This window comes from Kitasatospora sp. NPDC088779 (assembly GCF_040685395.1).
In the GTDB taxonomy this organism is placed as follows: Bacteria; Actinomycetota; Actinomycetes; order Streptomycetales; family Streptomycetaceae; genus Kitasatospora.
Genome location: NZ_JBFBHW010000013.1, coordinates 55,466 through 80,142 on the forward strand (window position 1 = coordinate 55,466; position 24,677 = coordinate 80,142).

Genomic DNA, 24,677 nt, shown 5'->3' on the forward strand with positions numbered 1-24,677 from the left:
TGCTCCCTTCCGGCGAATATTCATCCTGGACCGGGTGAGGTCCTATTCCTTCCGAATTCATTCCGGTCTTGCCCGCGCGGGTTCGCGGAAGTTTGCAGGTCGGATGTGTACGGTGTGCACGGAGTTTCTGACGGGTGTTTCTGCTGAGCGTTCCTGCTGAGCCGACGGACGGGAGGGCATGGCGTGGTGGTGACCGAGGAATTGGCCGAAGAACTTCCTGCCGAGGCGGTGGAGGAGGCCAAGGCCAGGGCGGCGACCCTGCTGCTGGCGTTCCGCCACGGCAACCAGCTCGCCTTCGACCACGAGCTGGACCTGCTCCTCGCCGAGCGCGCCGAGCGCGAGGTGACCACCCTGCTCGCCTGGATCGCCGCCGAGGCCGTCCGCAAGGCGTACGCGCCCGAGGTCGGCGACCGGGTACTGCGGGCGATGGCCCGGCGCGCCCCGGCCGACAACGGCGCGGTCGCGGTGGACGAGGAGAGCGCGGACGCCGCCCGGCTGATCGAGGCGGTGGCCGCCGGTGAGGTGGCCGAGGTGCGCGGCCTGGTCGCCTCGACCGCCGACACCACCTTCCTGCTCGGCGGTCTGCTCCAGGGCGTCGCGATGATGCTGCCGCTGCTGCCCGAGGGCGAACTGGCCGAGATCACGGCCGAGTTGCGCCGCCGGCACGGCGGGCCCGCGGCACACGTCCCGGAGGCCCGGGCCGGGGTCTGAACCCCGGTCCGGGCAGGGGGCGTCACGGCATGGCGTGCAGGTGCGCGCCGATGGTGCCCGCGACCGGGTTGCCCGCCTTGGCGTCCCAGTTGGTCGACCAGGTCATCGCCCCGCCGATGCCCGGCCAGGTGGTGTCGGGCTTGTAGCTGCCGCAGTTGGTGCCGGCGGCCAGGCAGTCCAGCGCGTTGTCGACCACGCTCGGGCTGACGTACCCGCCGCCCGCCGCGCTGGTGGAGGCCGGCACGCCGAGCCCCACCTGGTCGGGCCGCAGCCCGCCCTTGAGCTGGATGCAGGCCAGCCCGGTGAGGAAGTCCTCGGTGCCCTGCGAGTAGACGTTGCCGTCGCAGCCGTTCATCGCACCGGAGTTGTAGTACTGCATGTTGACGATGGTGAGGATGTCCTTCACGTTCAGCGCCAGCTTGAAGTACTCCATGCCGGTCGACTGCATGTCGATGGTCTGCGGCGCCATGGTGAGGACGAACCCGCTGCCGCTCTTCGCCGCCAGCGAGTGCAGCGCCTGGCCCAGGTAGGCGGCGTTGACGCCGTTCTCCAGGTCGATGTCGACCCCGTCGAAGCCGTAGCCCTGCATCAGCGCCCACGCGGTGCTCGCGAAGTTGGCCGCCGAGGTCGGGTCGCTCACCGACACCGTGCCGTTCTGCCCGCCGACCGAGAGCACCACCTTCTTGCCGGCCGCCCGCTTGGCCGCGATGTCGGCCTTGAACTGGGCGTCGGTGTAGCCGCCGAGGCGGGAGGAGAGGGCGGGGTCCAGGGTGAAGCCCAGCCCGCCCGGTGTGGTGGTGGCGTCGGCGAAGGAGACCGCGATGATGTCGTAGGCGGCCGGGACGTCGCTGATCCGCTGGACGGTGGCGCCGTTGTCGAAGTTCTGCCAGTAGCCGGTCAGGATGTGCTTGGGCAGGCCGGGAGGCTTGCCGGTCGAGGTGGCGGTCGGGCTTGCGGTGCCGGTGTCCGTGGGGGAGGGGCTGCCGGTGCCGGTGGGGCTCGGGGACGTGGTGGCGGTCGGGCTCTGGGAGGGCTGCGGTCCGCCCGGGCCGATCAGCGAGACGTCGTCGGCGAGGAAGGCGGGCTGCCCGTACCAGCCGTGCAGGTAGACGGTGACGCTGGTGGTGCCCGGGCCGGTGGTGAAGCCGGTGCTCAGCTGGGCCCAGCCGGTGGAGTTCGTCCAGGTGCCGGGGTCGGTGCCGCCGGTGCCGCGGGCGCCCAGGTAGACGTACGAGCCCTGGACCCAGGAGCTCAGCGTGTACGTCGAGGAGGGCTGCACGGCGACGGTCTGGGTGCACTCGCCGGTGTCGCCCGAGCCCGGGGTGGACTGCAGGGCGTAGCGGCCGGAGTGCACGGTCGCGCTCTGGACGGCGCCGTTGCCGCAGGACCAGCCGGACAGGGTGCCGGTCTCGAAGCCGCCGTTGGTGATCAGGTCGGGGTCGGCGGCCTGGGCGCCGGTGCCGGTGGCGAGGGCGAGCCCGCTCAGGCCGAGGGCGATGGCGCAGGCCCCGGCGAGCAGGGTGTGGACGGCGCGTGGGCGCCGGTGTCGGGCAGGTGGCATGACTCCATCTCCTGTGGGGGAGGCCCGGCGGCGCGCCTGGGTGGTGGGGGTGGAGCGCCGTCCGGGGTGTCGATGGTGCGCGTGCGGGAGCTACCGACAACTCAAGTCCCTGTCGGGGGAGGAGACTTGACTCACAAGGTGGAGTAGACCAATCCGGCTGTCAAGAGGGCGCTAGGCGGCCGACGGCCGTGCCCTGGAGTCGGCTGCTCCGGGCTCGGCCGGCTCGGCGACCGCGGCGGTGAGCGCGGCGATCCGCGCCGAGGCCAGGCCGTCGCCGTACGGGCTCGGGGTGGCCGCGAGCCGGGCGAGCCGCTCGGGGGTGTCGGCCAGCCAGGTCCGGGCCAGCGCGCCCAGGTCCTCGTCGGGGCCCACCAGCGCGGCGAAGCCCGCCGCCACCGCCTCCGGACGCTCGGTGGAGCGGCGCACCACCAGCAGCGGGCGGCCGAGCACGGTGCACTCCTCCTGCACGCCGCCGGAGTCGGAGACCAGTAGCGCGGCGTGGCTCGCCAGGCCCAGGAAGTCGGCGTACCCGACCGGCCCGGTGACGGCCAGGTGCTCCAGCAGGGCGTCCAGCGCGAAGCGCTCGACGGCGGCCCGGGTACGCGGATGCATCGGGAACAGCACCGGGGTGCCCGCCCGGGCGATCCGGTCCAGTTCGGCCAGCACGGCGCCCAGTGCCTCGGCGGTGTCGGTGTTCTCCGGGCGGTGCACGGTGGCCAGCACGTAGCCGTCCGGGCGCAGCCCGTGCGCGGCGAGCAGCGCGGCGCGGTCGGCCGCGGCCGGCAGCTGGCGGCGGACCACCTCGACGACGGTGTTGCCGGTGAGCGCGATCCGCTCCTCGGCGAGGGCCTCGGCGCGCAGGTTGGCGACGTTGTCCCCGGTGGCGGCGCAGAGCAGGTCGGAGACGTGGTCGACCATCACCCGGTTGTGCTCCTCGGGCATCGCCCGGTCGAAGCTGCGCAGCCCGGCCTCGACGTGGACCAGCGGGATCTCCCGGGCGTTGGCGGCCAGCGCCCCGGCGAGGGTGGCGTTGGTGTCGCCCTGGACGACCACGGCGGCGGGGCGGTCCTCGGCGAAGGCGGCGTCCAACTGGCCGAGGGACTGGGCGATCTGGCCGGCCCGGGGGCGCCCGCCGACGCCGGTGAGCAGTTCGGGGCGGGGCAGGTCGAGGTCGCGCAGGAAGCGGCCGGACATCGCCTCGTCCCAGTGCTGGCCGGTGTGCACCAGGCGGGTGGCGTCGCCGAGTTCGTGGATCAGCGGGGCGAGCTTGACCAGTTCGGGGCGGGTGCCGAGGACGACGGCGACGCTGGCGGGGGGAAGGCACATGCTCATGGGGAGGCTCCGAGGGGGTGGGGCTGCTCAGGGCTCGGGCGCGGGGCTCGGGCGCGGGGCTCAGGACCGAGGCTCAGGACTCGAGGGCGGTGGGGGCGCCGAGGGCGACCTTCTCGGCGTTGCGCCGGGTCTTGGCCCAGCCGTTGCGGCCGAGCAGCATCCGGGCGGCGGCCCGGGTGGCGACCACGAAGAGGTGGTAGGCGTAGAGCCAGATCAGGACGCCCCAGAGCAGCCCGGTGAGCCGGCCGCGGTCGGGGTGGACGAGCCGGCGGTAGGCGAAGCCCCAGAGCATCATCGGCAGGGTGGCGACCGCGAAGGCGAGCAGCATCCACGGGCCGAACCTGACGTGGAAGTCGGCGGTTTCGGCGGGGAAGAGCACCAGCCCGGCCGCGGTGATCCCGAGCGAGAGCGGGAACAGCAGGACCAGCAGGACGCAGACGACGGGCTGGAGGAAGGTGTACAGCACCTCGGCCTTGCCGGACCAGGTGTAGAAGGGGGAGCGCAGCACCCGGCCGGTGTAGCGCAGGCACTGCATGTTGCCCTGGGCCCAGCGGGTGCGCTGGGTGAGGAAGCGGCGCAGCGAGATCAGGCCCTCCTGGGAGACCTGGGTCTCGGTGACGTGGGTGAGGCGCCAGCCGGCCAGGCGCAGGTCGAGGCCGGACTCGTAGTCCTCCAGCAGGGCGCGCTCGGGCCAGGGGCGGCCGGCCCGGCCCTCCTCGGCGGTGAGCGAGTCGAGGGCGGTGAGGCGGACGAACTGGCCGTTCCCGCCGAGGCCGACGCTGCCGGTGCGGCGGCGCAGCAGCTGCATGCCGGCGTTGTTGGCCTGGAACTCGACGTCCTGCATCCGGACCAGGGCGCGGGCGAACGCGTTGGCGGCGCGGCCTCGGCCGGGCAGCGGGAGTTCGTCGTCGGCGTTGCGCATCCGCACGCCGATCTGGACGGCGCCGGTGTCGGGGCGGCCGAGTGCCTTGTCGTTGCAGACCTGGGGGAGGGTGCCGGGGTCGAGCCGTCCGTCGGCGTCGACGACGCCGATCACCACGCGGGAGCGGTCGGTGCCCCCGGGCAGCCAGGCGGTGATCTCGCGGTAGGCGGCGTTGAGGGCGGCGCCCTTGCCGATCCGGGCGTGCGGGCGGCGGCGCTGGACGAGGTGGACGCGGTCGTCGTGGGCCGCGGCGGCGAGGACGAGGTCGCGGGTGGCGTCCTCGCTGTCGTCGTCGATCACCCACAGGTGGGCCTCGGGTGCGTTCTCGCGTAGGCCGGCCAGGGTCTGGGTGACCACGGCCTCCTCGTCGCGGCAGGGGATCACCAGGTGCCACTGGAAGGCGGCCGGGTCGCCGGGCTCGGCGGGCCGGTTGTGCCGGAAGGCGTGCCGGGAGCCGGCCCAGTACAGGAGGAAGCGTCCGAAGACGAAGGCCATGTAGCCGACGAGCGCCAGTGAGACCAGTCCGGCGAACCAGACGACGGCGTCCTGGCGGAGCACGATCCAGTCGTGCAGGGCGTCGGGCATGGCGTGGTACTCCTCATGATCAAAGGCGGTGCGGCTCCAGGGGGTGCGAATCGATGCTTCATTGCGGTTCAAACTCGCCAAAGAGATAGTAAAGGGGGCAAATTGGAAACCCCGACCAAAGTGGTCGTTCTCACCCCGTGAGGACGGCCCGCCAACCCTCCGTAGACTGTGGTCGTGAGTGACAAGGCCGACCCGAACCCGTACACCCTCCGTCCCGCCGACGGCGACACCGACGACACCCTGCGCGATGTCGAGGTGGAGCTCTCCAAGCGCTGGCCGGAGAACAAGCTGGAGCCCTCGCTCGACCGGATCGAGGCGCTGATGGACATCCTGGGCCAGCCCCAGCGGTCCTTCCCCTCCATCCACATCACCGGGACCAACGGCAAGACCTCCACCGCCCGGATGATCGAGCAGCTGCTCAACACCTTCGAACTGCGCACGGGCCGCTACACCAGCCCGCACGTGGAGAGCGTCACCGAGCGGATCACCCTGGACGGCGCCCCGATCACCCCCGAGCGCTTCGTCGAGGTCTACCGCGACGTCGAGCCGTACGTGCAGATGGTCGACGCGGCGCAGCCGGTGCCGATGTCCTTCTTCGAGGTGCTGACCGGCATGGCCTACGCCGCCTTCGCCGACGCCCCGGTGGACGTCGCCGTGGTCGAGGTCGGCATGGGCGGTTCCTGGGACGCCACCAACGTCATCGACGCCGCCGTCGCCGTGATCACCCCGATCGGGCTGGACCACACCGACAAGCTCGGCGAGACCACCGGCGAGATCGCGGTCGAGAAGTCCGGGATCGTCAAGTCCGGAGCCGTCGCCGTCGTCGCCCAGCAGCAGCTGGACGCCGCCCAGAACATCCTGCGTCGCGCCGTCGAGGTCGACGCCACGGTGGCCCGCGAGGGCATGGAGTTCGGCGTGATCCGCCGTGAGCTCGGCGTCGGCGGCCAGCTGGTGACGCTGCGCGGGCTCGGCGGCGAGGAGTACGAGGACGTCTTCATCCCGCTGCACGGCGAGCACCAGGCGCACAACGCGGTGCTGGCGCTGGCCGCGGTCGAGGCCTTCTTCGGCGTCGGCGGCGCCCGAGGCGGGCAGCTCGACGTGGACAAGGTCCGCCAGGCCTTCTCCGGCGTCTCCTCGCCCGGCCGCCTGGAGGTCGTCCGCCGCAGCCCCACGATCGTCCTGGACGCCGCGCACAACCCGCACGGCGCCCGCGCCACCGTCGCCGCCCTGGGCGAGTCCTTCGGCTTCACCCGGCTCGTCGGCGTGATCGGCACCTCCGGGGACAAGGACGTGGCCGGCGTGCTGGAGGCCTTCGAGCCGATCCTCGCCGAGGTCGTCATCACCCAGAACTCCACCCACCGCGCGATGGACGTCGACGAGTTGGCGGCGCTGGCCGTCGACATCTTCGGCGAGGACCGCGTCCAGGTCGAGCCCCGGCTCGACGACGCCATCGCGGCCGCCGTCACCCTCGCCGAGGAGGAGGGCGACCTCGGCGGCGCCGGGGTGCTGGTCACCGGTTCGGTCATCACGGTGGGCGAGGCCCGCCTGCTGCTCGGGAGGAAGTGACATGAGGACCCTCTGCTCCTCGACCCTGATCGGCGAGGCGCTCCTGGCCATGTTCGCCGCGCTGGTCGCGATGCAGCTGTCCAGCGTCTCCACGGCCACGATCTGGATCGTCACCGGGATCGTCATGGCGCTCTGCATCGCGCTCTGCGGCATGATCAACCGCCCTGGTGCGGTGGCCGTCGGCTGGGCGCTGCAGATCGGACTGATCGCCAGCGGCTTCATCCTGCCGACCATGTTCGGCCTCGGTGTGGTCTTCGCCGGCCTGTGGTGGTGCTCGGTGCACTACGGCCGCAAGGTGGACGAGTTCAAGGCCGCCCGGGCCGCCGCCGAGGCGGCCGCCGTACCGGTCTAGGGCCCGGACCGGCGGGCCGACACGCCGCACACGCAAGGTAATCTCTGCCGTGTCGGCTCCCGCCCGTCGGCCCGACTGCCTTGCCGTACCGAATCCCCAGGAGACGCACCGTGTCCCAGCGCACTCTCGTCCTGCTCAAGCCCGACGCCGTCCAGCGTGGCCTGGCCGGCGAGATCATCAGCCGCATCGAGCGCAAGGCCGGCTGGCGGCTCACCGCCGTCGAGCTGCGCACCTTCGACCGGGCGACGCTGGAGCAGCACTACGCGGAGCACGTCGGCCGCCCGTTCTACGAGCCGCTGCTGGAGTTCATGACCTCCGGCCCGTCGATCGCGCTGATCGTCGAGGGCGAGGAGGTCGTCCGCGGCATCCGGATGCTGGCCGGTGCGACCAACCCGCTGGAGGCCGGGGCCGGCACCATCCGCGGCGACTACGCGACGATCACCCGCGAGAACCTGATCCACGCCTCGGACTCCCCGGAGTCGGCCGAGCGCGAGATCAAGATCTTCTTCCCGGCGCACGCCTGAGTCCAGCCGGGCGACACGCCCGAGGGACCTTGGCACTGCCCCGGTCGGGACCATTGGCCCGGCCGGGGCACTTTTATCGTGAAATAAGCAACCAGTGGCGCCGACACGGCGTCCCAATGCCCGGAGAAGCGAACACGCTCCGGACAATGGACGGTATGCCCCGCATCGACGTCCGTACCGCGCCGCGTGACTACGATGGACGCGACTCAAGGGCCCGGTAAGGCAGCTCAGCTGGCTCCGCCCGAGCGTGGGCGCGCTCTCGTCCCACCCCCATGAACTCCGAGCCCGGGAAGGCAACCACACCCCATGGCGAGCAACCTGTCGTTCATCGGCCGCGACTTGGCGATCGACCTTGGAACTGCCAACACGCTGGTGTACGTCAGGGGCAAGGGGATCGTCCTCAACGAGCCGTCCGTCGTCGCGGTGAACACCAACACCGGCGGCATCCTGGCGGTCGGTGCCGAGGCGAAGAAGATGATCGGCCGGACGCCGGGCAACATCGTCGCCATCCGCCCGCTCAAGGACGGCGTGATCGCCGACTTCGAGATCACCGAGCGGATGCTCCGCTACTTCATCCTCAAGATCCACCGCCGCCGCTACCTCGCCCGTCCCCGGGTCGTGGTCTGCGTGCCCTCCGGCATCACCGGGGTCGAGCGCCGCGCCGTGATCGAAGCCTCCTCGCAGGCCGGCGCCCGCCAGGTGCACATCATCGAGGAGCCGATGGCCGCCGCCATCGGCGCCGGGCTGCCCGTCCACGAGGCCACCGGCAACATGGTCGTCGACATCGGCGGCGGCACCACCGAGGTCGCGGTCATCTCCCTCGGCGGCATCGTCACCGCCCAGTCCATCCGGGTCGCCGGCGACGAGCTGGACAACGCGATCGTCCAGCACATCAAGAAGGAGTACTCGCTGCTCCTCGGCGAGCGCAGCGCCGAGCAGATCAAGATGAGCATCGGCAGCGCCTTCGGCTTGGAGGGCGAGAAGGACGAGCACGCCGAGATCCGCGGCCGCGACCTGGTCAGCGGCCTGCCCAAGACCGTGGTCATCTCCGCCGCCGAGGTCCGCGAGGCCATCGACGAGCCGGTCAACTCGATCATCGACGCCGTGAAGACCACCCTCGACCAGTGCCCGCCCGAGCTGGCCGGCGACGTGATGGACCGCGGCATCGTGCTCACCGGCGGCGGCGCCCTGCTGCGCGGCCTCGACGAGCGGCTGCGCCGCGAGACCGGCATGCCGATCCACATCGCCGAGAACCCGCTCGACTCGGTCGCGCTCGGCTCCGGCAAGTGCGTCGAGGAGTTCGAGGCGCTCCAGCAGGTACTGGACGCCTCCCCGCGCCGTTAGCACCACCGAGACATCCGACACTCAACTGAACGGGCTGCCGCCCGGGCCCCACAGCCCGGGCGGCCGACCAGGTACGAAGGGGCAGTACCAGCACCGTGAGGGACACACGAGAGAGCCGGCTGCTGCTCATCCTGCTGGTGGCCGTCGCCTTCGCACTCGTCACCGTGGACATCAAGGGCGGTGAGAGCTCCCCCCTCGGCGGTGCCCGACACGCCGCCGCCAGCGTCCTCGGTCCGGTCGAGCGCGGCGCCGCCACCGTCGTCGACCCGGTCGCCGACACCGTCCGGGCCTTCCGCGACGCCGCGTCCAACAACGGCCGCACCGACCAGCTCGCCCGCGAGAACACCGAACTGCGGCAGAAGCTCGCCTCCTCCGACATGGCCACCGGGCGCACCAAGCAGCTCGACGACCTGCTGCGCACCGCCGGCGCCGGCGGCTACACCGTCAAGGCCGCCCAGGTCATCGCGATCGGACCGGCCCAGGGCTTCTCCTGGACCATCACCATCGACGCCGGCAGCGACGACGGCCTCACCCGCGACATGACGGTGATCAACGGTCAGGGCCTGGTCGGCCGGATCACCACCGTCGCCCCGACCACCGCCACCGTGCTGCTCGCCTCCGACCCCGGCTTCTCGGCCGGCACCCGGCTGGAGGCCAGCGGCGAGATCGGCTTCGCCTCCGGCGGCGGCACCAGCCCGATGAAGGTCTCGCTGCTCAACGGCAAGGCCCAGGTCAAGGCCGGCGACCGGCTGGTCACCTTCGGCTCGCAGAGCGGCCGCCCGTTCGTGCCCGGCGTGCCGGTCGGCAAGGTCGTCGAGGTCGAGGCCACCCCGGGCCAGCTGACCAAGACCATCCTGGTCGAGCCCTTCGTCCAGTTCACCCGGCTGGACCTGGTCGGCGTGGTGGTCGTGCCGCCGCGCGCCGACCCGCGCGACGCCGTCCTGCCGCCGGCCCCCGCCCAGGGACAGGCCGCCCCGGCCCCGGCCGCGCCCGCCGCCCCGCCCGCCAAGCCCACTGGGGGGAACTGAGCCATGCGCCTCGCCCGCATCCCCGTCTCCGCCGGCCTGATCCTGCTCGGCCTGATCCTCCAGGTCAGCGTCTTCGGCCGGCTCCAGCTCCCGGGGGCCACCCCGGACATACTGCTGCTCGTCGTGGTCGGCCTGGCCCTGGTCTACGGGCCGTCCGGCGGCTGCGTGGTCGGCTTCTCGGCCGGCCTGCTCGCCGACCTCGCGCCGCCCTCCGACCACGCGATCGGCCGCTACGCGCTGGTGCTCTGCCTGATGGGCTACGCCGCCGGGCTGCTGCGCCCGGACCACGGCCGCCAGCGGTCGGTGTCCAGCGCGCTGATGGTGGTGGCCGCCGCGGCGGTCGCCTCCACCCTGCTGTACGCGATGGTCGGCGCCCTGGTCGGCGACACCGCGGCCCGGCACGTCGGCCTCGGCGGCCTGGTGGTCAGCGCCCTGCTGTACGACGTGCTGCTGGCGCCGTTCGTGGTGCCGCTGGTGATGCTGGTCGGCCGCCGCTTCGGGCGCGACCCGGTGACCGCGGCCACCGATGACGACGAGGGCGGCTCCGGTCTGGGCACGCTGGCCCGCTACCGCACCACGCGCGAGGCCTCGGCCGGCCCGTCCTACAAGAAGCGGCGCATGCCCGGCTTCGCCCGGCGCCCGTAACCGGCCCGGCCCCCGACCTCCCGACTTCCCGCATCCTGGAGCGCACGAGACGTGAGCAACATCCCCGAGACCGGCCGTACCCGGCGGGTGACGATCCGTCTGGTGGTGCTGCAGATCCTGGTCCTGTCGCTGCTCGCCACTCTCGGCGGGCGGCTGTGGTACCTGCAGATCCGCAACGCCAGCGTCTACACCGCCAAGGCGACCGGCAACCACATCCGTGAGGTGGTCGAACCGGCCGTCCGCGGCGAGATCCTGGACGCCTCCGGGCGGATCCTGGCCGGCAACGAGGCCCGGCTGGTGGTCTCGGTCAGCCGCACCTCGCTGTTGCAGCAGAAGGACGGCGGCAAGGCGGTGCTCGGCCGGCTGGCCGAGGTGCTGGGGATGCCCGCCAAGGACGTGCAGGAGAAGACCCGGCTCTGCGACGCCAAGACCCCGCAGCCCTGCTGGAACGGCTCGCCCTACCAGCCGATCCCGGTCACCAAGGAGGCGACCACCCAGCAGGCGATGCAGATAATGGAACGCCGCGAGGACTTCCCCGGGGTCACCGCGCAGCCCACCGCCGTGCGCCGCTACACCGGCGCCGAGGGCGCCAACATGGCCCAGGTGCTCGGCTACCTCTCGCCGGTCACCGACGAGGAGGTCGGCAAGACCGCCTCCAAGTCCGGCCTGGACCGCTACCTGCCGGCCGACCAGATCGGCCGGGCCGGCCTGGAGTCGGTGTACGACCGCGACCTGCGCGGCACCGCCGGCATCACCCAACTGGAGGTGGACAACCTCGGCCGGGTGATCGGCACCGCCGGCACCGCCGCCCCGCAGACCGGCAACAACCTGGTCACCAGCATCGACGCCCGGGTGCAGAAGGTGGTCGAGGACAACCTGGCGCAGGCCATGGCCGACGCCCGGAAGACCTTCGACAAGGTCACCAACCGCAACTACGAGGCCGACTCCGGCGCCGCCGTGGTGATGGACGTCCACACCGGTCGGATCGTCGCGATGGCCAGCGCGCCGACCTACGACCCCAACCTCTGGGTGGGCGGCATCACCGGCAAGGACTACCAGTCGCTGACCAGCAAGGACTCCAACTTCCCGCTGCTGAACCGGGCCATACAGGGTCAGTCCGCCCCCGGCTCGACCTTCAAGGTCGTCTCCACCACCGCCGCCGTGGAGGCCGGCTACTCGCTGGACGGGACGTACGCGTGCCCGAAGAGCATGACCATCGGCGGCCGTGAGTTCAAGAACTTCGAGAGCGAGAACTTCGGCTCCATCTCCCTGGAGAAGGCGCTGGAGGTCTCCTGCGACACCGTCTTCTACGGCCTGGCGTACGACCAGTGGATGAAGGACGGCGGCATCAAGCCGAAGAAGGAGCCGGGCGACTGGTTCTTCAAGACCGCCCACCAGTTCGGCCTCGGCGCCAAGACCGGCATCGACCTGCCCAGCGAGGTCACCGGCCGGGTGCCGGACCGGCAGTGGAAGCAGTCCTTCTACGACAACAACAAGGACGCCTGGTGCGCGCAGGCGCAGAAGGGCGGCACCAGCTTCTCCGACCAGATCGCCAAGGAGAACTGCGTCGACGGCTACCAGATGCGCGCCGGTGACGCCGTCAACTTCGCGATCGGCCAGGGCGACACGCTCGTCACCCCGGTCCAGATGGCCCGGATCTACTCGGCGCTGGCCAACGGCGGCACCTTCTACCGGCCGACCGTCGCCAAGGCGGTGATAAGCCCGAGCGGGGACCTCGTCCGCGAGATCGCTCCGCACGAGGACGGCAAGTTCCCCGGCTCCCAGAAGCTGCTGAGCTACATCGACCAGGCCACCGCGGGCGTCATCACCGGCGGTACCGCCGCCTGGAAGTTCTCCGGCGCCGGCTGGCCGCAGAACAAGATCGAGCTGCACGCCAAGACCGGCACCGCCGAGGTCGAGGGCAAGCAGACCACCTCCTGGCTGACCACGTACAGCAAGGACTACGCGGTCGTCATGACGATAAGCCAGGGCGGCACCGGCTCCGGCGGCTCCGGCGACGCCGTCCGTCGGATCTACCAGGCGCTGTACGGCGTCGACGACAAGGGCAACATCGACAACGGCAAGGCGCTGCTGCCCGCGCCGCAGGCCGAACTGCCGAAGTTCAACCCGGACGGCACCGCGATCGTCAAGCCGGCGGCCTACACCGCCGACACCGCCGACACCGGCAACACCGGCAACACCGTCGACCCGGCGCAGGCCGTCGCGGGCCCGGGCCTCCTGGCGGCGCCGAACCAGGCGCAGGGTGTGCCCGGACCGGCGCCGGCCCTCCTGGAACAGGTGCCGGGCGAGCCCGCCCCGGCCTCGGCCTTCCTGGACCCGGCGCAGCCGAACGACCGGCCCGCCCCGGGCACCGCGGCCGAGGCCGCACTCGAACCGAACCGCGGCCCGGGAAGGGGGCGGGCATGACCTCCTACGGCTCCTACCGGCAGCTGCGGCTGAGCCCGCAGCGCAGCGGGGTCTCCAAGGCCCTGGCCAAGGACTCGCCGCTGTGGCGGCTGGACTGGATACTGCTGCTCGCCGCGCTGGCCCTGTCGCTCGGCAGCTCCCTGCTGGTCTGGTCGGCCACCCGCGGCCGGGACTCGCTCACCCACGGCGACCCGCAGTACTTCCTGTACCGGCACCTGACCAACCTGGTCGTCGGGCTGGTGCTGTGCTCGGTGGTGATAGGGATAGGGAGCCGGCGCTTCCGCACCCTCGTGCCGTTCCTGTACATCGGCGTGATCCTGATGCTGCTCGCCACGCTCAGCCCGCTGGGCTCGACCATCAACGGCGCGCACTCCTGGATCCAGCTGGGCGGCGGCTTCTCCATCCAGCCCGCCGAGTTCGCGAAGCTGGCGATCGTGCTGGCGATGGCGGTCGTGCTGTCCGACCAGGTGGACGCGGGGGAGCGGGAGTACCCCTCGCACCGGGCGGTGTTCCGCGGTCTGGTCTGGGCCTTCCTGCCGATGTGCGTCGTGCTGCTGATGCCGGACGCCGGCTCGGTGATGGTGATGGCCGCGATCGTGCTGGGCATCCTGCTCGGCTCGGGGGCGGCCAACCGCTGGGTGCTCGGGCTGCTGGTGGCGGGCACCGGCGGGTGCGTGGCGATCTGGAAGCTCGGGGTGCTGAGCAAGTACCAGATCGACCGCTTCGCGGCCTTCGCCAACCCGCAGCTGGACCCCTCCGGCGTCGGCTACAACACCGCGCAGGCCCGGATCGCGATCGGCTCGGGCGGGCTGACCGGCAAGGGGCTGTTCCACGGGACGCAGACCACCGGGCAGTTCGTGCCGGAGCAGCAGACCGACTTCGTGTTCACGGTGGCCGGTGAGGAGCTGGGCTTCGTCGGGGCGCTGGCGATCATCCTGCTGGTCGGCGTAGTGCTGTGGCGGGCCTGCCGGATCGCCCGGCAGGCGACCGACCTGTACGGGACGATCGTGGCCGCGGGGATCATCGCCTGGTTCTCCTTCCAGGCCTTCGAGAACATCGGGATGTGCCTGGGCATCATGCCGGTGGCGGGCATCCCGCTGCCGTTCGTCTCCTACGGGGGGTCGTCGATGTTCGCGGTCTGGATCGCGATCGGGCTGCTCCAGGCGGTCCGCAGCCAGCGGCCGATAGCGGCCTGAGCCGACTGTCCGTCCGCGCGTCCGTCTGCGCGTCCGTCCGTCGAGGGTCGGCCCGGGAATCTCTCGGGTCGGCCCTCGGTGGTTTTCAACTGGGCTCTGTGGGTGGGTGGTTGCTGCCCGGTTGTGGCGGACCTCGGCCCCGGTCAGAGCAGGCGGTCGGCGGCGGTGAGTGCCGCGCGGACCTGGTGGGCCAGCTGCTCCTGGACCGGCACCCAGCGGGCGCCGAAGCGGTGGTGAAGCAGGCCCAGGCCCTCGGTGACGATGTCGCGGGCCCGGCCCCGGGCCGCCTCCACGGTCGGACCGCCGGTGTCCGCCAGCAGCCGCAGCACCGTCGACGCCACCCGCAGCGGGATCCGGGCCGCGACGATCTCGGCGGTGGTCACCCGGGACACCGTGAGCGGCTCGGCGCACCAGCGGGCCAGCCACTCCTCCGCCACCGACGGGCAGAACTCCAGGGTGAACCCGGCCGCGCGCACCAGCGCGCCGTGCGCCGCCCGGGTGTGCGCGGGCACGTGGGCCAGCAGCCCGGAGAGCTCCTCGGCGCGCTCGCGCAGCGTCCGGGCCGCGGCGCCGACCGCCCGGTCCGCCGCCAGGTGCGGACGGCCGTCGCCGACCGCGTCCACGGCCCACATCGGCACCTCCAGCACGGCCGTCACCCCGCCGTGACGGCCGGCGTACGACCAGGTGGACAGCTCCGGCTCGTCCGGCAGCGCCCGTGACCGGCCCGCGCCGTCCGCCGAGGGCATCAGATAGGTGCCGGGGAAGGGGCTGGCCCAGCCGACCGCGTCGAAGGGGTCGACGTCCAGCGGGATGCCGGCCCTGCGCACCGAGGCGGCGAAGAGCTCGGGCAGCCCGGGCACCGGAGCGGTCAGCTGGATGAAGGCGCCGCCGAAGTCCACCCCGTGCATCGAGCACTGCAGGAACGGGCGCAGCTCGTCGATCAGGCCGGTCAGCGCCAGGCTCTCCGGCATCGGGGGCCGGCCCGCGTCGGCGGCCGGCAGCAGTTCGGGCTGCTCCTCGAACGAGGGGCGGAAGAAGTGCTCGTAGTGCCGGCGCACGGTGAGCGGCCCGTCCAGCCAGCCCGCGTTGAGCGCGGCGCCGTCCGGGTCCAGGCAGAGCAGCAGGTGCCAGGACAGGCCGGGCCGGGTGGGGCGCGCCAGCAGCACCTCGGCCAGCCGCAGGGCGCCGGCCGTGCCGATCGGCTCGTTGGGGTGCGGGCCGCCGACGACCAGCACCGCGCGCGGGCCCCGGTCGACGGACAGCAGCAGCAGCGGGCGCCCGGCCCGCGAGCGGCCCACCTCGCGCAGCCGGCACCGCTCCGGGTGGCGCAGCGCGAGCCGCCGGGCCGCGGCCTCGGCCTGGGCCGGCGCGGGGTAGCGGGCGGCCCGGCTGCCGAGGGGCCGGGGCGGGCGGACCCGCCGGTCGGTGTCGGTCATGGCTCTCCTAGGGCGTGGCCGCGTGGCCGCGCGGCCGCCTGGCTTGTCGGGCCGCCGGGGCGCGCGGGGGCGCCGACGGACGCGACCTGCGGGGCCGGGGGGGGCGGGGCCCTGTGCGCCGGGGACGGGTCGCCGGGGGAGTCGGCGAGGGTTGAGCGTACGGCCCAACTCCCTTGTCCGGAAGGGGTGCAGAGGTCTCTGGCGGGGCCCTGTCAGTACCGCATGGGTGGTCCGGGCATGTCAACGGCGGACGGCGTCGGGCGGCGGGCGCGCACTGCGCGTGCCGGGGCGGGCCGGGGAGGGGCGGCCGCGCCGGAGCGCGGGCGGGTGCCCGGGCCGGGCGTCGGTGAGCCCGGGGGTGAGCCAGCGGGCCTTTCCCCGGATTGGGCTACCCTTGAGGGTCACCCCTCCCCGCCGTCGCCTGCCGATGCGCGCGGCACCGAATCACGTCGTAAGGGTTCCTAGTACATGACTGTCGAATCGGTCTTCCCACGCCTGGAGGCCCTCCTCCCGCACGTCCAGAAGCCGATCCAGTACGTCGGCGGCGAGCTCAACTCGACCGTCAAGGACTGGGACGCCTGCGACGTCCGCTGGGCGCTGATGTACCCCGACGCCTACGAGGTCGGCCTGCCCAACCAGGGCGTCATGATCCTCTACGAGGTGCTCAACGAGCGCGAGGGCGTGCTCGCCGAGCGCACCTACAGCGTCTGGCCGGACCTCGAAGCGCTGATGCGCGAGCACGACGTCCCGCAGTTCACCGTGGACGCGCACCGCCCGGTGAAGGCCTTCGACGTGTTCGGCCTGTCGTTCTCCACCGAGCTCGGCTACACCAACATGCTGACCGCGCTCGACCTGGCCGGCATCCCGCTGGAGGCCAAGGACCGCACCGACGAGGACCCGATCGTCCTGGCCGGCGGCCACGCCGCGTTCAACCCCGAGCCGATCGCGGACTTCATCGACTGCGCGGTGGTCGGCGACGGCGAGCAGGCCGTGCTCGACATCACCGAGCTCGTCCGCGGCTGGAAGGCCGAGGGCCGCCCGGGCGGACGCGACGAGCTGCTGCTGCGCCTCGCCCGTACCGGCGGGGTGTACGTGCCGAAGTTCTACGACGTGGAGTACCTGGCCGACGGCCGGATCGGGCGCGTCGTGCCGAACGCCCCGGGCGTGCCGTGGCGGGTGTCCAAGCACACCGTGATGGACCTCGACGAGTGGCCCTACCCGAAGCAGCCGCTCGTCCCGCTCGCGGAGACCGTGCACGAGCGGATGTCCGTGGAGATCTTCCGCGGCTGCACCCGCGGCTGCCGCTTCTGCCAGGCCGGCATGATCACGCGCCCCGTGCGGGAGCGAAGCATCACCGGCATCGGCGAGATGGTGGAGCGCGGGCTGAAGGCGACCGGTTTCGAGGAAGTGGGCCTGCTGTCGCTGTCCAGCGCCGACCACACCGAGATCGGGGACATCGCCAAGGGCCTGGCCGACCGCTACAGCGACGACAAGATCGGCCTGTCGCTGCCGTCCACCCGCGTCGACGCCTTCAACATCGACCTCGCCAACGAGCTGTCCCGCAACGGCCGCCGCTCGGGCCTCACCTTCGCCCCCGAGGGCGGCAGCGAGCGCATGCGCAAGGTGATCAACAAGATGGTGTCGGAGGAGGACCTGATCCGCACCGTCGCCACCGCCTACGGCAACGGCTGGCGCCAGGTGAAGCTGTACTTCATGTGCGGCCTGCCCACCGAGACCGACGAGGACGTGCTCCAGATCGGCGCGATGGCGAAGAACGTCATCCAGAAGGGCCGCGAGGTCACCGGCCAGAACGACATCCGCTGCACCGTCTCCATCGGCGGGTTCGTGCCCAAGCCGCACACCCCGTTCCAGTGGGCCCCGCAGCTGTCCGCCGAGGCCACCGATGCCCGGCTGGCCAAGCTGCGCGACTCGATCCGCGGCGACCGCAAGTACGGCAAGAACATCGGCTACCGCTACCACGACGGCAAGCCCGGCATCGTCGAGGGCCTGCTGTCCCGCGGCGACCGCCGCATCGGCGCCGTCATCCGCGCCGTCTACGAGGACGGCGGCCGCTTCGACGGCTGGCGCGAGCACTTCTCCTACGACCGCTGGATGGCCTCCGCCGAGAAGGGCCTGGCCGGCACCGGCGTCGACGTCGACTGGTACACCACCCGCGAGCGCACCTACGAGGAGGTGCTGCCCTGGGACCACCTGGACAGCGGCCTCGACAAGGACTGGCTCTGGGAGGACTGGCAGGACGCCCTGGAGGAGGTCGAGGTCGACGACTGCCGTTGGACCCCGTGCTTCGATTGCGGCGTGTGCCCGCAGATGGACCTCAAGATCCAGATCGGTCCCACCGGGAAGAAGCTGCTGCCGCTGGCCGTGGTCAACGGGGCTGACCCGCAGGGCTAGTTGATGGCGCGGGTGGCGCGGATCGGGTGGGTCCGGGCCGCGTGACGTGCTCGACGTGACGGATGGAGCCCTCCCCGGGAATCGGGGAGGGCTCCATGCGTTCGCCGAGCGGACGACGGCCGGTGCGTGAGGCGCCGGCCGGCGGGTATCGCCGCCGCGTCCTCCGGTCGTCGGGCGGGGCCCGGATGCGGGATCAGCAGGCCCAGTTGGTCGAGGTGCTGATGGAGTCCAGCTTGGCCCAGGTCTGCGCGCCGACCTGACCGTCCTGGGAGAGGCCGGTACAGGCCTGGAACCGCAGCACCCTGCTCAGGGTGTCCTGTCCGAACGCGCCGTCGACGTTCAGGGGGGTGGTGTTCAGGGAGGAGTTGAGCTCGCACTGCAGGGCCTTGACGGCGTCGTTGTGCTCGCCGCCGCGCAGCAGCGGCTCCCAGGTCGTGTAGGTGGTCCCGCAGTAGCTGCCGGCCTGCGCCGCGGACGCGCTGCCCGCCGTGGCGACGCCGCCCGCGAACAGGAGGCCGGTCACTGCGAGGCCGGCGAGGATCTTGCGCATGGAGGTTCCCTTCCTCATGCCGCACACCCCCGGTGTGCGGTCGGTGGGTCCGGGTGAGTCGCACTCGGACGGCTCGAATCCTGCCTAGCGGGCGGGCGTCCCAACACGGAGGAACGGCATCAGGGATGTTCCGGGAATTTTCCCGCCGCCGGACGAGGGCCTCAGAACGGCCCGCCACCTGCGGGGACGTGCTCGCCGTGGGTGGCCGGGGGGTTGCGGGCGCCGCCCCCTCGGTCGGAGCGTCCCGGCCGGGGGCGTCGGGGTGCGGCTGACCAGGGGCGGGACGAGGGGGGGTGGCGGGGCGCGTACCCTTTGAGGTGACAGAGTCCGGACAGCGGCGGCAGCCGTCGCGCCGGACGGGGACAACTGACTAAGGACTGAGCGACCCTGGCACGCCGTACGCCCGACGGTCCTCCGCCCGCGCCGACGGTGCAGCGGATCCGTCTCCGCTACACCAAGCGCGGCCGGCTCCGCTTCACCAGCCACCGCGACTTCCAGCGTGCTTTCGAGCGCGCCCTGCGCCGGTCCGCCGTGCCGATGGCCTATTCGGCCGGCTTCACCCCGCACCCGAAGGTGTCCTACGCCAACGCGGCCCCGACCGGGGTGGCGAGCGAGGCGGAGTACCTGGAGATCGGCCTGGCCGCCCTCCGTGACCCGGAGGAACTGCGGGCACAACTGGACGAGTCGCTGCCGACCGGACTGGACGTGATCGACGCGGTCGAGGTCCGGACGCCGAACTTCGTGGAGCGCCTGGAGGCCTCCGAGTGGCTGCTCCGGCTGGACGGCGTCGAGTCGCAGGAGGCCGCCCGCGCGGTCGCGGTGTTCCTCGCCGCGGAGCGGGTCGAGGTCGAACGCGTGACCAAGAACGGCGTGCGGGTCTTCGACGCGCGCGGTCCGGTGGCGGTGCTCGAGATCGCCGCGCCGCAGGTCGTCGACGGTGCGGACACGGCGGCCGAAGCGGACCGCAATGTTCGGACCGGCCGTGCCTGTGCGATACTGCGCCTGGTAGTACGACACGCCACACCCGCCGTACGACCCGACGACGTATTGTCCGGTCTCCGTGTGACGGCCGACCTGGCGCCGCCGGTCCCCGCAGAGGTGACCAGGCTGGCGCAGGGGCCGCTCGACGAGGAGTCCGGCACGGTGACCGACCCGCTGGCGCTCGACCGCGCCGCGGCTCCGGCCGGCTGACAGCCGCCGGGGTTCGCGGGGCCGCGTCCGCCTGACGGGCGGAGGCCGGGCCCAGTGCCTCACTGGGCCCGACGGTCCTCCAGGTTCCCGCGGCTCCCCAGGGGAGCGAGCGTCGTCGCAGCACAGGCCGGCCACCTGAGGCCCGCCGACCAGGAAGGTCGGTGGGCCCGGGAACCCCGTCCGGGAGCCACCCGGGGTTGGGGAACGGCGCAGCTTGGGAAAACCTCAGAAGACTGGTCAGACCAGAAGACTTTCGACACCCCGCCGAGCGGCGGGGCGCCGAGCGAGACTACGAGCCCCTGTGCGGCCTCGCGTCCGCGCGGCGGCACCGTGAAAGGGTCCGGCCCGAGCATCGTCACGATGCCGGCCGGCCACGGGTGCCGTGCCGTGCCCGGATGTGGAGCCCGGGGGCCTGACGGGAGATCCACCCGCATGCTCGATAACACCGATCCGCAGCAGAACGCGGCGACGGAACAGAACGAGACCGCCGCGACCGGCGGCGAGGGCACCTCCGCGGCGCCGCCGCGCCGCCGTCGCCGTGCGGTGTCCCGCCCGGCGGGCACCCCGCAGGGTGCGGCCGCCGAGACGGCCGAGACGGTCATTCCGGCCGAGGCGCCCGTCGCCGAGGCGCAGGCCGCACCGGCCGCCGAGCCGGTGGCCGAGAAGCCGGTCCGGGCCCGCCGGACCCGCAAGCGCGCCGAGGCTCCGGCCGGGACGCCGGAGACGACCCCGGTCGTGGCCACCGAGCCGGCCGCCGCCGAGAAGACGACCGCGAAGGCAAGCGCGAAGGCGACCGCGAAGCCGGTCGAGAACGCCGCTGAGCCGGCCGCCGAGCCGGTGGCCGAGAAGCCGGTCCGGGCCCGCCGCACCCGCAAGCGCGCCGAGGCGCCCGCCGGGGCGCCGGCCGCCGCCGAGACCCCGGCCGAGGAGCCCGCTGCCGCCGCCCCGGTGGCCGAGGCCCCCGCCGCCGAGGAGGCTGTCGAGGAGGCCCCCGCCGCTCCGGCCCGCCGGGCCCGTCGCCGCCGCGTGGTCGAGGCCGCGCCGGTCGTCGAGCCCGCCGTCGAGGAGCCCGCCGTCGCGGAGGAGCCCGTCGAGGAGGAGCCGGTCGAGGAGCCCGTGGCCGTCCAGCCCGCGCCGGCCGCCGAGCCGACCCACCGGGTGCGCCGCCGTGCGGTCCGCCCGTCCACCGCGATCTTCCAGGCTCCGGTGTTCCAGGAGCCCGCCGCCGGCCCGGCCCCCGCCGCGCAGCCGCAGGCGCCGCAGCAGCCCGCCGCCGCTCCGGCGCCGGTGGAGGCTCCGGTCGCCGCGCAGCGCGAGGAGGACGAGTTCGAGTACAGCGGCGTCGGCCGCCGCCGCCGGGTGCGCACTTCGGTGCGGGTGCAGCCGCCGAGCCGTTCGAAGGCCGCCGAGAGGAAGGCCGCCGAGAAGGCCGAGAAGGCTGAGAAGGCCAAGGTCATCGAGCGGGCGAAGGCCGCCGAGAAGGCGAAGCCGGTCGAGCGGGTCGTCGAGGTGCCGGTCGAGGCGCCCGTCGTCGAGGCCCCCGTCGCCGGTCCGGAGACCGAGGGCGAGTGGGAGGACGACCGTCCGTCGCGCCGTCGCCGTCGGGGCGGCCGCCGTCGTCGCCGTGGCGAGGCCGAGGAGTTCGAGGCCGAGGCCGTCGAGACCGGGCAGTCCGTCGTCGAGGAGCCGGCCGCGGACGTCGAGGAGGACGTCGAGGACGACGACGACCTGGCCGCCGGCCTGTCCTCGTCCCGCCGTCGTCGCCGTCGTCGCCGCCGCAGCGGTGAGGCCGGTGCTGTCGAGACCGCCGAGACCACCGAGGACGGGGTCCGCACGGTGGTGAAGGTGCGCGAGCCGCGCCGCCGTTCCACCGAGCCGTCCTTCGACCCGGACGAGGTGCAGTCCATCAAGGGCTCGACCCGTCTGGAGGCGAAGAAGCAGCGCCGCCGCGAGGGCCGCGAGCTGGGCCGCCGCCGGGTGCCGATCATCACCGAGGCCGAGTTCCTGGCCCGCCGCGAGTCGGTCGAGCGCGTCATGGTGGTGCGCCAGAACGGCCAGCGGACCCAGATCGGCGTCCTCGAGGACGGCGTGCTGGTCGAGCACTACGTCAACAAGGAGCAGGCCACCTCGTACGTCGGCAACGTCTACCTGGGCAAGGTCCAGAACGTGCTGCCGTCGATGGAGGCCGCCTTCGTCGACATCGGCAAGGGCCGCAACGCCGTGCTGTACGCCGGCGAGGTCAACTTCGGTGCGCTGGGCCACGGTGGCCCGCGCCGGATCGAGTCGGTGCTGAAGTCCGGCCAGTCCGTGCTGGTGCAGGTCTCCAAGGACCCGATCGGCCACAAGGGCGCCCGCCTGACCAGCCAGATCTCGCTGCCCGGCCGTTACCTGGTCTACGTGCCCGAGGGCTCGATGACCGGCATCTCGCGCAAGCTCCCCGAGAACGAGCGTGCCCGGCTGAAGCAGATCCTCAAGAAGATCGTCCCGGACGACGCGGGCGTCATCGTGCGCACCGCCGCCGAGGGCGCCTCCGAGGACGAGCTGACCCGCGACGTCCAGCGGCTGCAGCAGCAGTGGGAGGACATCCAGAAGAAGGCCGCGACCGGCAACGCCCCCGCGCTGCTGTACGGCGAGCCGGACATGACCGTCCGGGTCGTCCGCGACATCTTCAACGAGGACTTCACCAAGGTCATCGTCTCCGGCGACGAGGCGTGGAGCACCATCCACGACTACGTCTCCAACGTGGCCCCGGACCTCGCCGAGCGGCTCCAGCGGTGGACCTCCGAGGTGGACGTGTTCGCCACCTACCGGATCGACGAGCAGCTGATGAAGGCGCTGGACCGCAAGGTCTGGCTGCCCAGCGGCGGTTCGCTGGTGATCGACCGCACCGAGGCGATGGTCGTCATCGACGTCAACACCGGGAAGTTCGTCGGTCAGGGCGGCAACCTGGAGGAGACGGTCACCCGCAACAACATCGAGGCGGCCGAGGAGATCGTGCGCCAGCTGCGGCTGCGCGACCTCGGCGGCATCATCGTGATCGACTTCATCGACATGGTGCTGGAGTCCAACCGGGACCTGGTGCTGCGCCGACTGCTGGAGTGCCTGGGCCGGGACCGGACCAAGCACCAGGTGGCCGAGGTCACCTCGCTGGGCCTGGTTCAGATGACCCGCAAGCGGGTCGGCCAGGGCCTGCTGGAGTCCTTCTCCGAGCCGTGCGTGCACTGCAACGGCCGCGGCGTGATCGTTCACATGGAGCAGCCGAGCGCCCACGTCCACACCCCGGCCGTGTCGGCCGAGGCGGCCGCGGGCAGCAGCAAGCGCCGTCGCCGGGGCAAGGGCGGGGCGGCCGCCGAGGAGCCGCAGGCCGTCGAGGCCGCGGTGGCCGAGGTGGTCGTCGAGGGCGAGCCGGTGCGCGAGGAGATCGAGGGCCAGCTGGCCCTGGAGGTCCCGGGCGTCGAGGCGGAGGCCGTCGAGGAGGCCCCGGCCGCCCAGCCGGACCTGGTCGAGATCCCCGCGGCCCCGGCGGCTCCGGCCGGCCGCACCCGCCGCCGCGCGGTCCGCAAGGCGACGGCTCCGGCCGGGGCGCCGGGCGAGGCCGAGATCGTGGTGCTCCAGGCGCGGGCCGACGCGGCGCTGGAGGCGGCCCTGGAGGCCGCCAACCCGGCCGCCCCGGCCGTGGTGACGCCCGAGGCCGTCGAGGCCGTGGAGGCCGTCGTCGAGGCTCCGGCGGAGGAGGCCCCGGCCGTCGAGACCGTGGAGGCCGTCGTCGAGGCTCCGGCGGCGGAGGCCCCGGCCACCGAGGCCGAGGCAGAGGAGCCGCCCGCGGAGGAGGCTCCGGCGCCCAAGAAGCGAGCCGCCCGCAAGACCGCCGCGAAGAAGACCGCCGCCAAGAAGACGACCACGGCGGCCAAGAAGACCACCGCCCGCAAGACCGCGACCAAGCGGACGAGCGCGGCGGCCAAGAAGGCGGCGGCCGCCGAAGGTGATACGGCGGCCGAGTAGTGCCCACGCGCCCGGGGCGGGACCCTTCCCGCCCCGGGCCGTACGGGCCGGTTTGCCCCCCGGGCGGCCGGTCCGTATTCTTGACCCTCGGCGTGTCTACGCCACACGCTCCCGAGCACATCACCTTCCCGAAGCGCCGCGTTCGCGCGGCAGCGGGCGGGGAGAGGCCCCTGTGTCCGTACCCAGGTGGCTGGCGTCGGGAGTTCCGACCGAGTAAGGAAAGCAGGTACCGCATGTACGCGATCGTTCGCGCAGGCGGCCGCCAGCACAAGGTCGCCGTCGGCGACGTGCTGGAGATCGACCGTATCGAGGCCAAGCCGGGTGACTCGGTCGAGCTCTCGACCATCCTGATCGTCGACGGCGAAGCCGTCACGTCCGACCCGTGGGTCCTGGCCGGTGTGAAGGCCCACGCCGAGGTCGTCGACCAGACCAAGGGCGACAAGATCGTCATCCTGCGCTACAAGAACAAGACCGGCTACCGCCGTCGCCAGGGTCACCGTCAGAAGCACACCGCGGTGCGCATCACCAGCATCGACTCGGTCAGCAAGTAAGGGGATAGCGAGATATGGCACACAAGAAGGGCGCAAGCTCTACCCGCAACGGCCGTGACTCGAACGCCCAGCGCCTCGGCGTGAAGCGCTTCGGCGGCCAGGTCGTCTCCGCCGGCGAGATCCTCGTGCGCCAGCGCGGCACCCACTTCCACCCGGGTGCGGGCGTCGGTCGCGGTGGCGACGACACCCTGTTCGCGCTGACCGCCGGTGCCGTGCAGTTCGGCACCCGCCGCGGCCGCAAGGTCGTCAACATCGTGGCCTCCGAGGCCTGAGTCACACCAGACTCACAGTGAAGGGTGGGCCGGAATGTTCCGGTCCACCCTTCATGCTTTACGCAGGTAG

At 72.6% G+C, this 24,677-nt stretch carries 19 protein-coding genes; 14 read left to right on the forward strand and 5 right to left on the reverse strand.

Annotation, left to right across the window (positions count from 1 at the left end):
• Positions 1-189: 189 nt before the first annotated feature.
• Positions 190-711: a hypothetical protein gene (locus AB0P03_RS14785; protein WP_363586429.1), complete on the forward strand. Its 522-nt coding sequence runs from the start codon at positions 190-192 to the stop codon at positions 709-711.
• Positions 712-733: 22 nt separating this feature from the next.
• On the opposite strand, the gene AB0P03_RS14790 is transcribed toward AB0P03_RS14785, so the two are convergent.
• The 3 genes from AB0P03_RS14790 to AB0P03_RS14800 all read right to left on the reverse strand — a co-directional run bounded on the left by AB0P03_RS14790 (position 734) and on the right by AB0P03_RS14800 (position 5,111).
• Positions 734-2,272, reverse strand: a complete 1,539-nt coding sequence (locus AB0P03_RS14790) for a glycosyl hydrolase family 18 protein (RefSeq protein ID WP_363629183.1) — start codon at positions 2,270-2,272, stop codon at positions 734-736.
• Positions 2,273-2,443: 171 nt separating this feature from the next.
• Positions 2,444-3,598: a UDP-N-acetylglucosamine 2-epimerase (non-hydrolyzing) gene (wecB, locus tag AB0P03_RS14795; protein WP_363586427.1), complete on the reverse strand. Its 1,155-nt coding sequence runs from the start codon at positions 3,596-3,598 to the stop codon at positions 2,444-2,446.
• A gap of 79 nt (positions 3,599-3,677) precedes the next feature.
• Positions 3,678-5,111 (reverse strand): glycosyltransferase family 2 protein, encoded by a 1,434-nt coding sequence (locus AB0P03_RS14800; protein ID WP_363629185.1) that lies wholly within the window; start codon positions 5,109-5,111, stop codon positions 3,678-3,680.
• A gap of 174 nt (positions 5,112-5,285) precedes the next feature.
• On the opposite strand from AB0P03_RS14800, the gene AB0P03_RS14805 reads away from it, so the two are divergent.
• The 8 genes from AB0P03_RS14805 (at position 5,286) to rodA (ending at position 14,193) form a co-directional block, all read left to right on the forward strand.
• Positions 5,286-6,677, forward strand: coding sequence for a folylpolyglutamate synthase/dihydrofolate synthase family protein (locus tag AB0P03_RS14805; RefSeq protein WP_363586425.1), 1,392 nt, complete (start codon positions 5,286-5,288; stop codon positions 6,675-6,677).
• Position 6,678: 1 nt separating this feature from the next.
• Positions 6,679-7,029 carry a DUF4233 domain-containing protein gene (locus tag AB0P03_RS14810; RefSeq protein ID WP_063347563.1) on the forward strand — a complete coding sequence of 117 codons (351 nt, stop codon included), beginning with the start codon at positions 6,679-6,681 and terminating at the stop codon, positions 7,027-7,029.
• 110 nt (positions 7,030-7,139) lie between these two features.
• The gene (gene ndk / locus AB0P03_RS14815; protein WP_063347562.1) at positions 7,140-7,553 is read left to right on the forward strand and encodes a nucleoside-diphosphate kinase; all 414 of its coding nucleotides are present in this window, start codon (positions 7,140-7,142) and stop codon (positions 7,551-7,553) included.
• Between the two features lie 318 nt (positions 7,554-7,871).
• Positions 7,872-8,897, forward strand: coding sequence for a rod shape-determining protein (locus AB0P03_RS14820; RefSeq protein WP_031076009.1), 1,026 nt, complete (start codon positions 7,872-7,874; stop codon positions 8,895-8,897).
• Between the two features lie 95 nt (positions 8,898-8,992).
• Positions 8,993-9,925 (forward strand): rod shape-determining protein MreC, encoded by a 933-nt coding sequence (gene mreC / locus AB0P03_RS14825; RefSeq protein ID WP_363620237.1) that lies wholly within the window; start codon positions 8,993-8,995, stop codon positions 9,923-9,925.
• Between the two features lie 3 nt (positions 9,926-9,928).
• Complete coding sequence (mreD, locus tag AB0P03_RS14830) at positions 9,929-10,570, forward strand: rod shape-determining protein MreD (protein ID WP_363586423.1); 642 nt, start codon at positions 9,929-9,931, stop codon at positions 10,568-10,570.
• A gap of 51 nt (positions 10,571-10,621) precedes the next feature.
• The gene (mrdA, locus tag AB0P03_RS14835) at positions 10,622-12,997 is read left to right on the forward strand and encodes a penicillin-binding protein 2 (RefSeq protein ID WP_363629187.1); all 2,376 of its coding nucleotides are present in this window, start codon (positions 10,622-10,624) and stop codon (positions 12,995-12,997) included.
• Entirely contained in the window at positions 12,994-14,193 is a 1,200-nt protein-coding gene (rodA, locus tag AB0P03_RS14840) for a rod shape-determining protein RodA (protein WP_363586421.1), read from the forward strand. Before mrdA ends, rodA begins: the two co-directional genes overlap by 4 nt.
• Before the next feature lie 143 nt (positions 14,194-14,336).
• Here the strand turns inward: rodA and AB0P03_RS14845 are convergent, their stop codons facing one another.
• Entirely contained in the window at positions 14,337-15,629 is a 1,293-nt protein-coding gene (locus AB0P03_RS14845; protein WP_363629189.1) for a M14 family zinc carboxypeptidase, read from the reverse strand.
• A 468-nt stretch (positions 15,630-16,097) separates the two neighbouring features.
• Here AB0P03_RS14845 and AB0P03_RS14850 point away from each other — a divergent pair, with 468 nt between their 5' ends.
• A complete protein-coding gene (locus tag AB0P03_RS14850) occupies positions 16,098-18,041 on the forward strand; it encodes a TIGR03960 family B12-binding radical SAM protein (RefSeq protein ID WP_363586419.1) in 1,944 nt (647 codons plus the stop codon).
• Between the two features lie 193 nt (positions 18,042-18,234).
• On the opposite strand, the gene AB0P03_RS14855 is transcribed toward AB0P03_RS14850, so the two are convergent.
• Entirely contained in the window at positions 18,235-18,609 is a 375-nt protein-coding gene (locus AB0P03_RS14855; RefSeq protein ID WP_363586418.1) for a peptidoglycan-binding domain-containing protein, read from the reverse strand.
• Positions 18,610-19,020: 411 nt separating this feature from the next.
• Here AB0P03_RS14855 and AB0P03_RS14860 point away from each other — a divergent pair, with 411 nt between their 5' ends.
• The 4 genes from AB0P03_RS14860 to rpmA all read left to right on the forward strand — a co-directional run bounded on the left by AB0P03_RS14860 (position 19,021) and on the right by rpmA (position 24,607).
• A complete protein-coding gene (locus AB0P03_RS14860) occupies positions 19,021-19,782 on the forward strand; it encodes a TIGR03936 family radical SAM-associated protein (RefSeq protein WP_363629191.1) in 762 nt (253 codons plus the stop codon).
• Positions 19,783-20,214: 432 nt separating this feature from the next.
• Positions 20,215-23,784: an Rne/Rng family ribonuclease gene (locus AB0P03_RS14865; protein WP_363629192.1), complete on the forward strand. Its 3,570-nt coding sequence runs from the start codon at positions 20,215-20,217 to the stop codon at positions 23,782-23,784.
• Between the two features lie 233 nt (positions 23,785-24,017).
• The gene (rplU, locus tag AB0P03_RS14870) at positions 24,018-24,335 is read left to right on the forward strand and encodes a 50S ribosomal protein L21 (protein WP_280677087.1); all 318 of its coding nucleotides are present in this window, start codon (positions 24,018-24,020) and stop codon (positions 24,333-24,335) included.
• A 14-nt stretch (positions 24,336-24,349) separates the two neighbouring features.
• Positions 24,350-24,607 carry a 50S ribosomal protein L27 gene (gene rpmA / locus AB0P03_RS14875; RefSeq protein WP_360211510.1) on the forward strand — a complete coding sequence of 86 codons (258 nt, stop codon included), beginning with the start codon at positions 24,350-24,352 and terminating at the stop codon, positions 24,605-24,607.
• Positions 24,608-24,677: the final 70 nt, after the last annotated feature.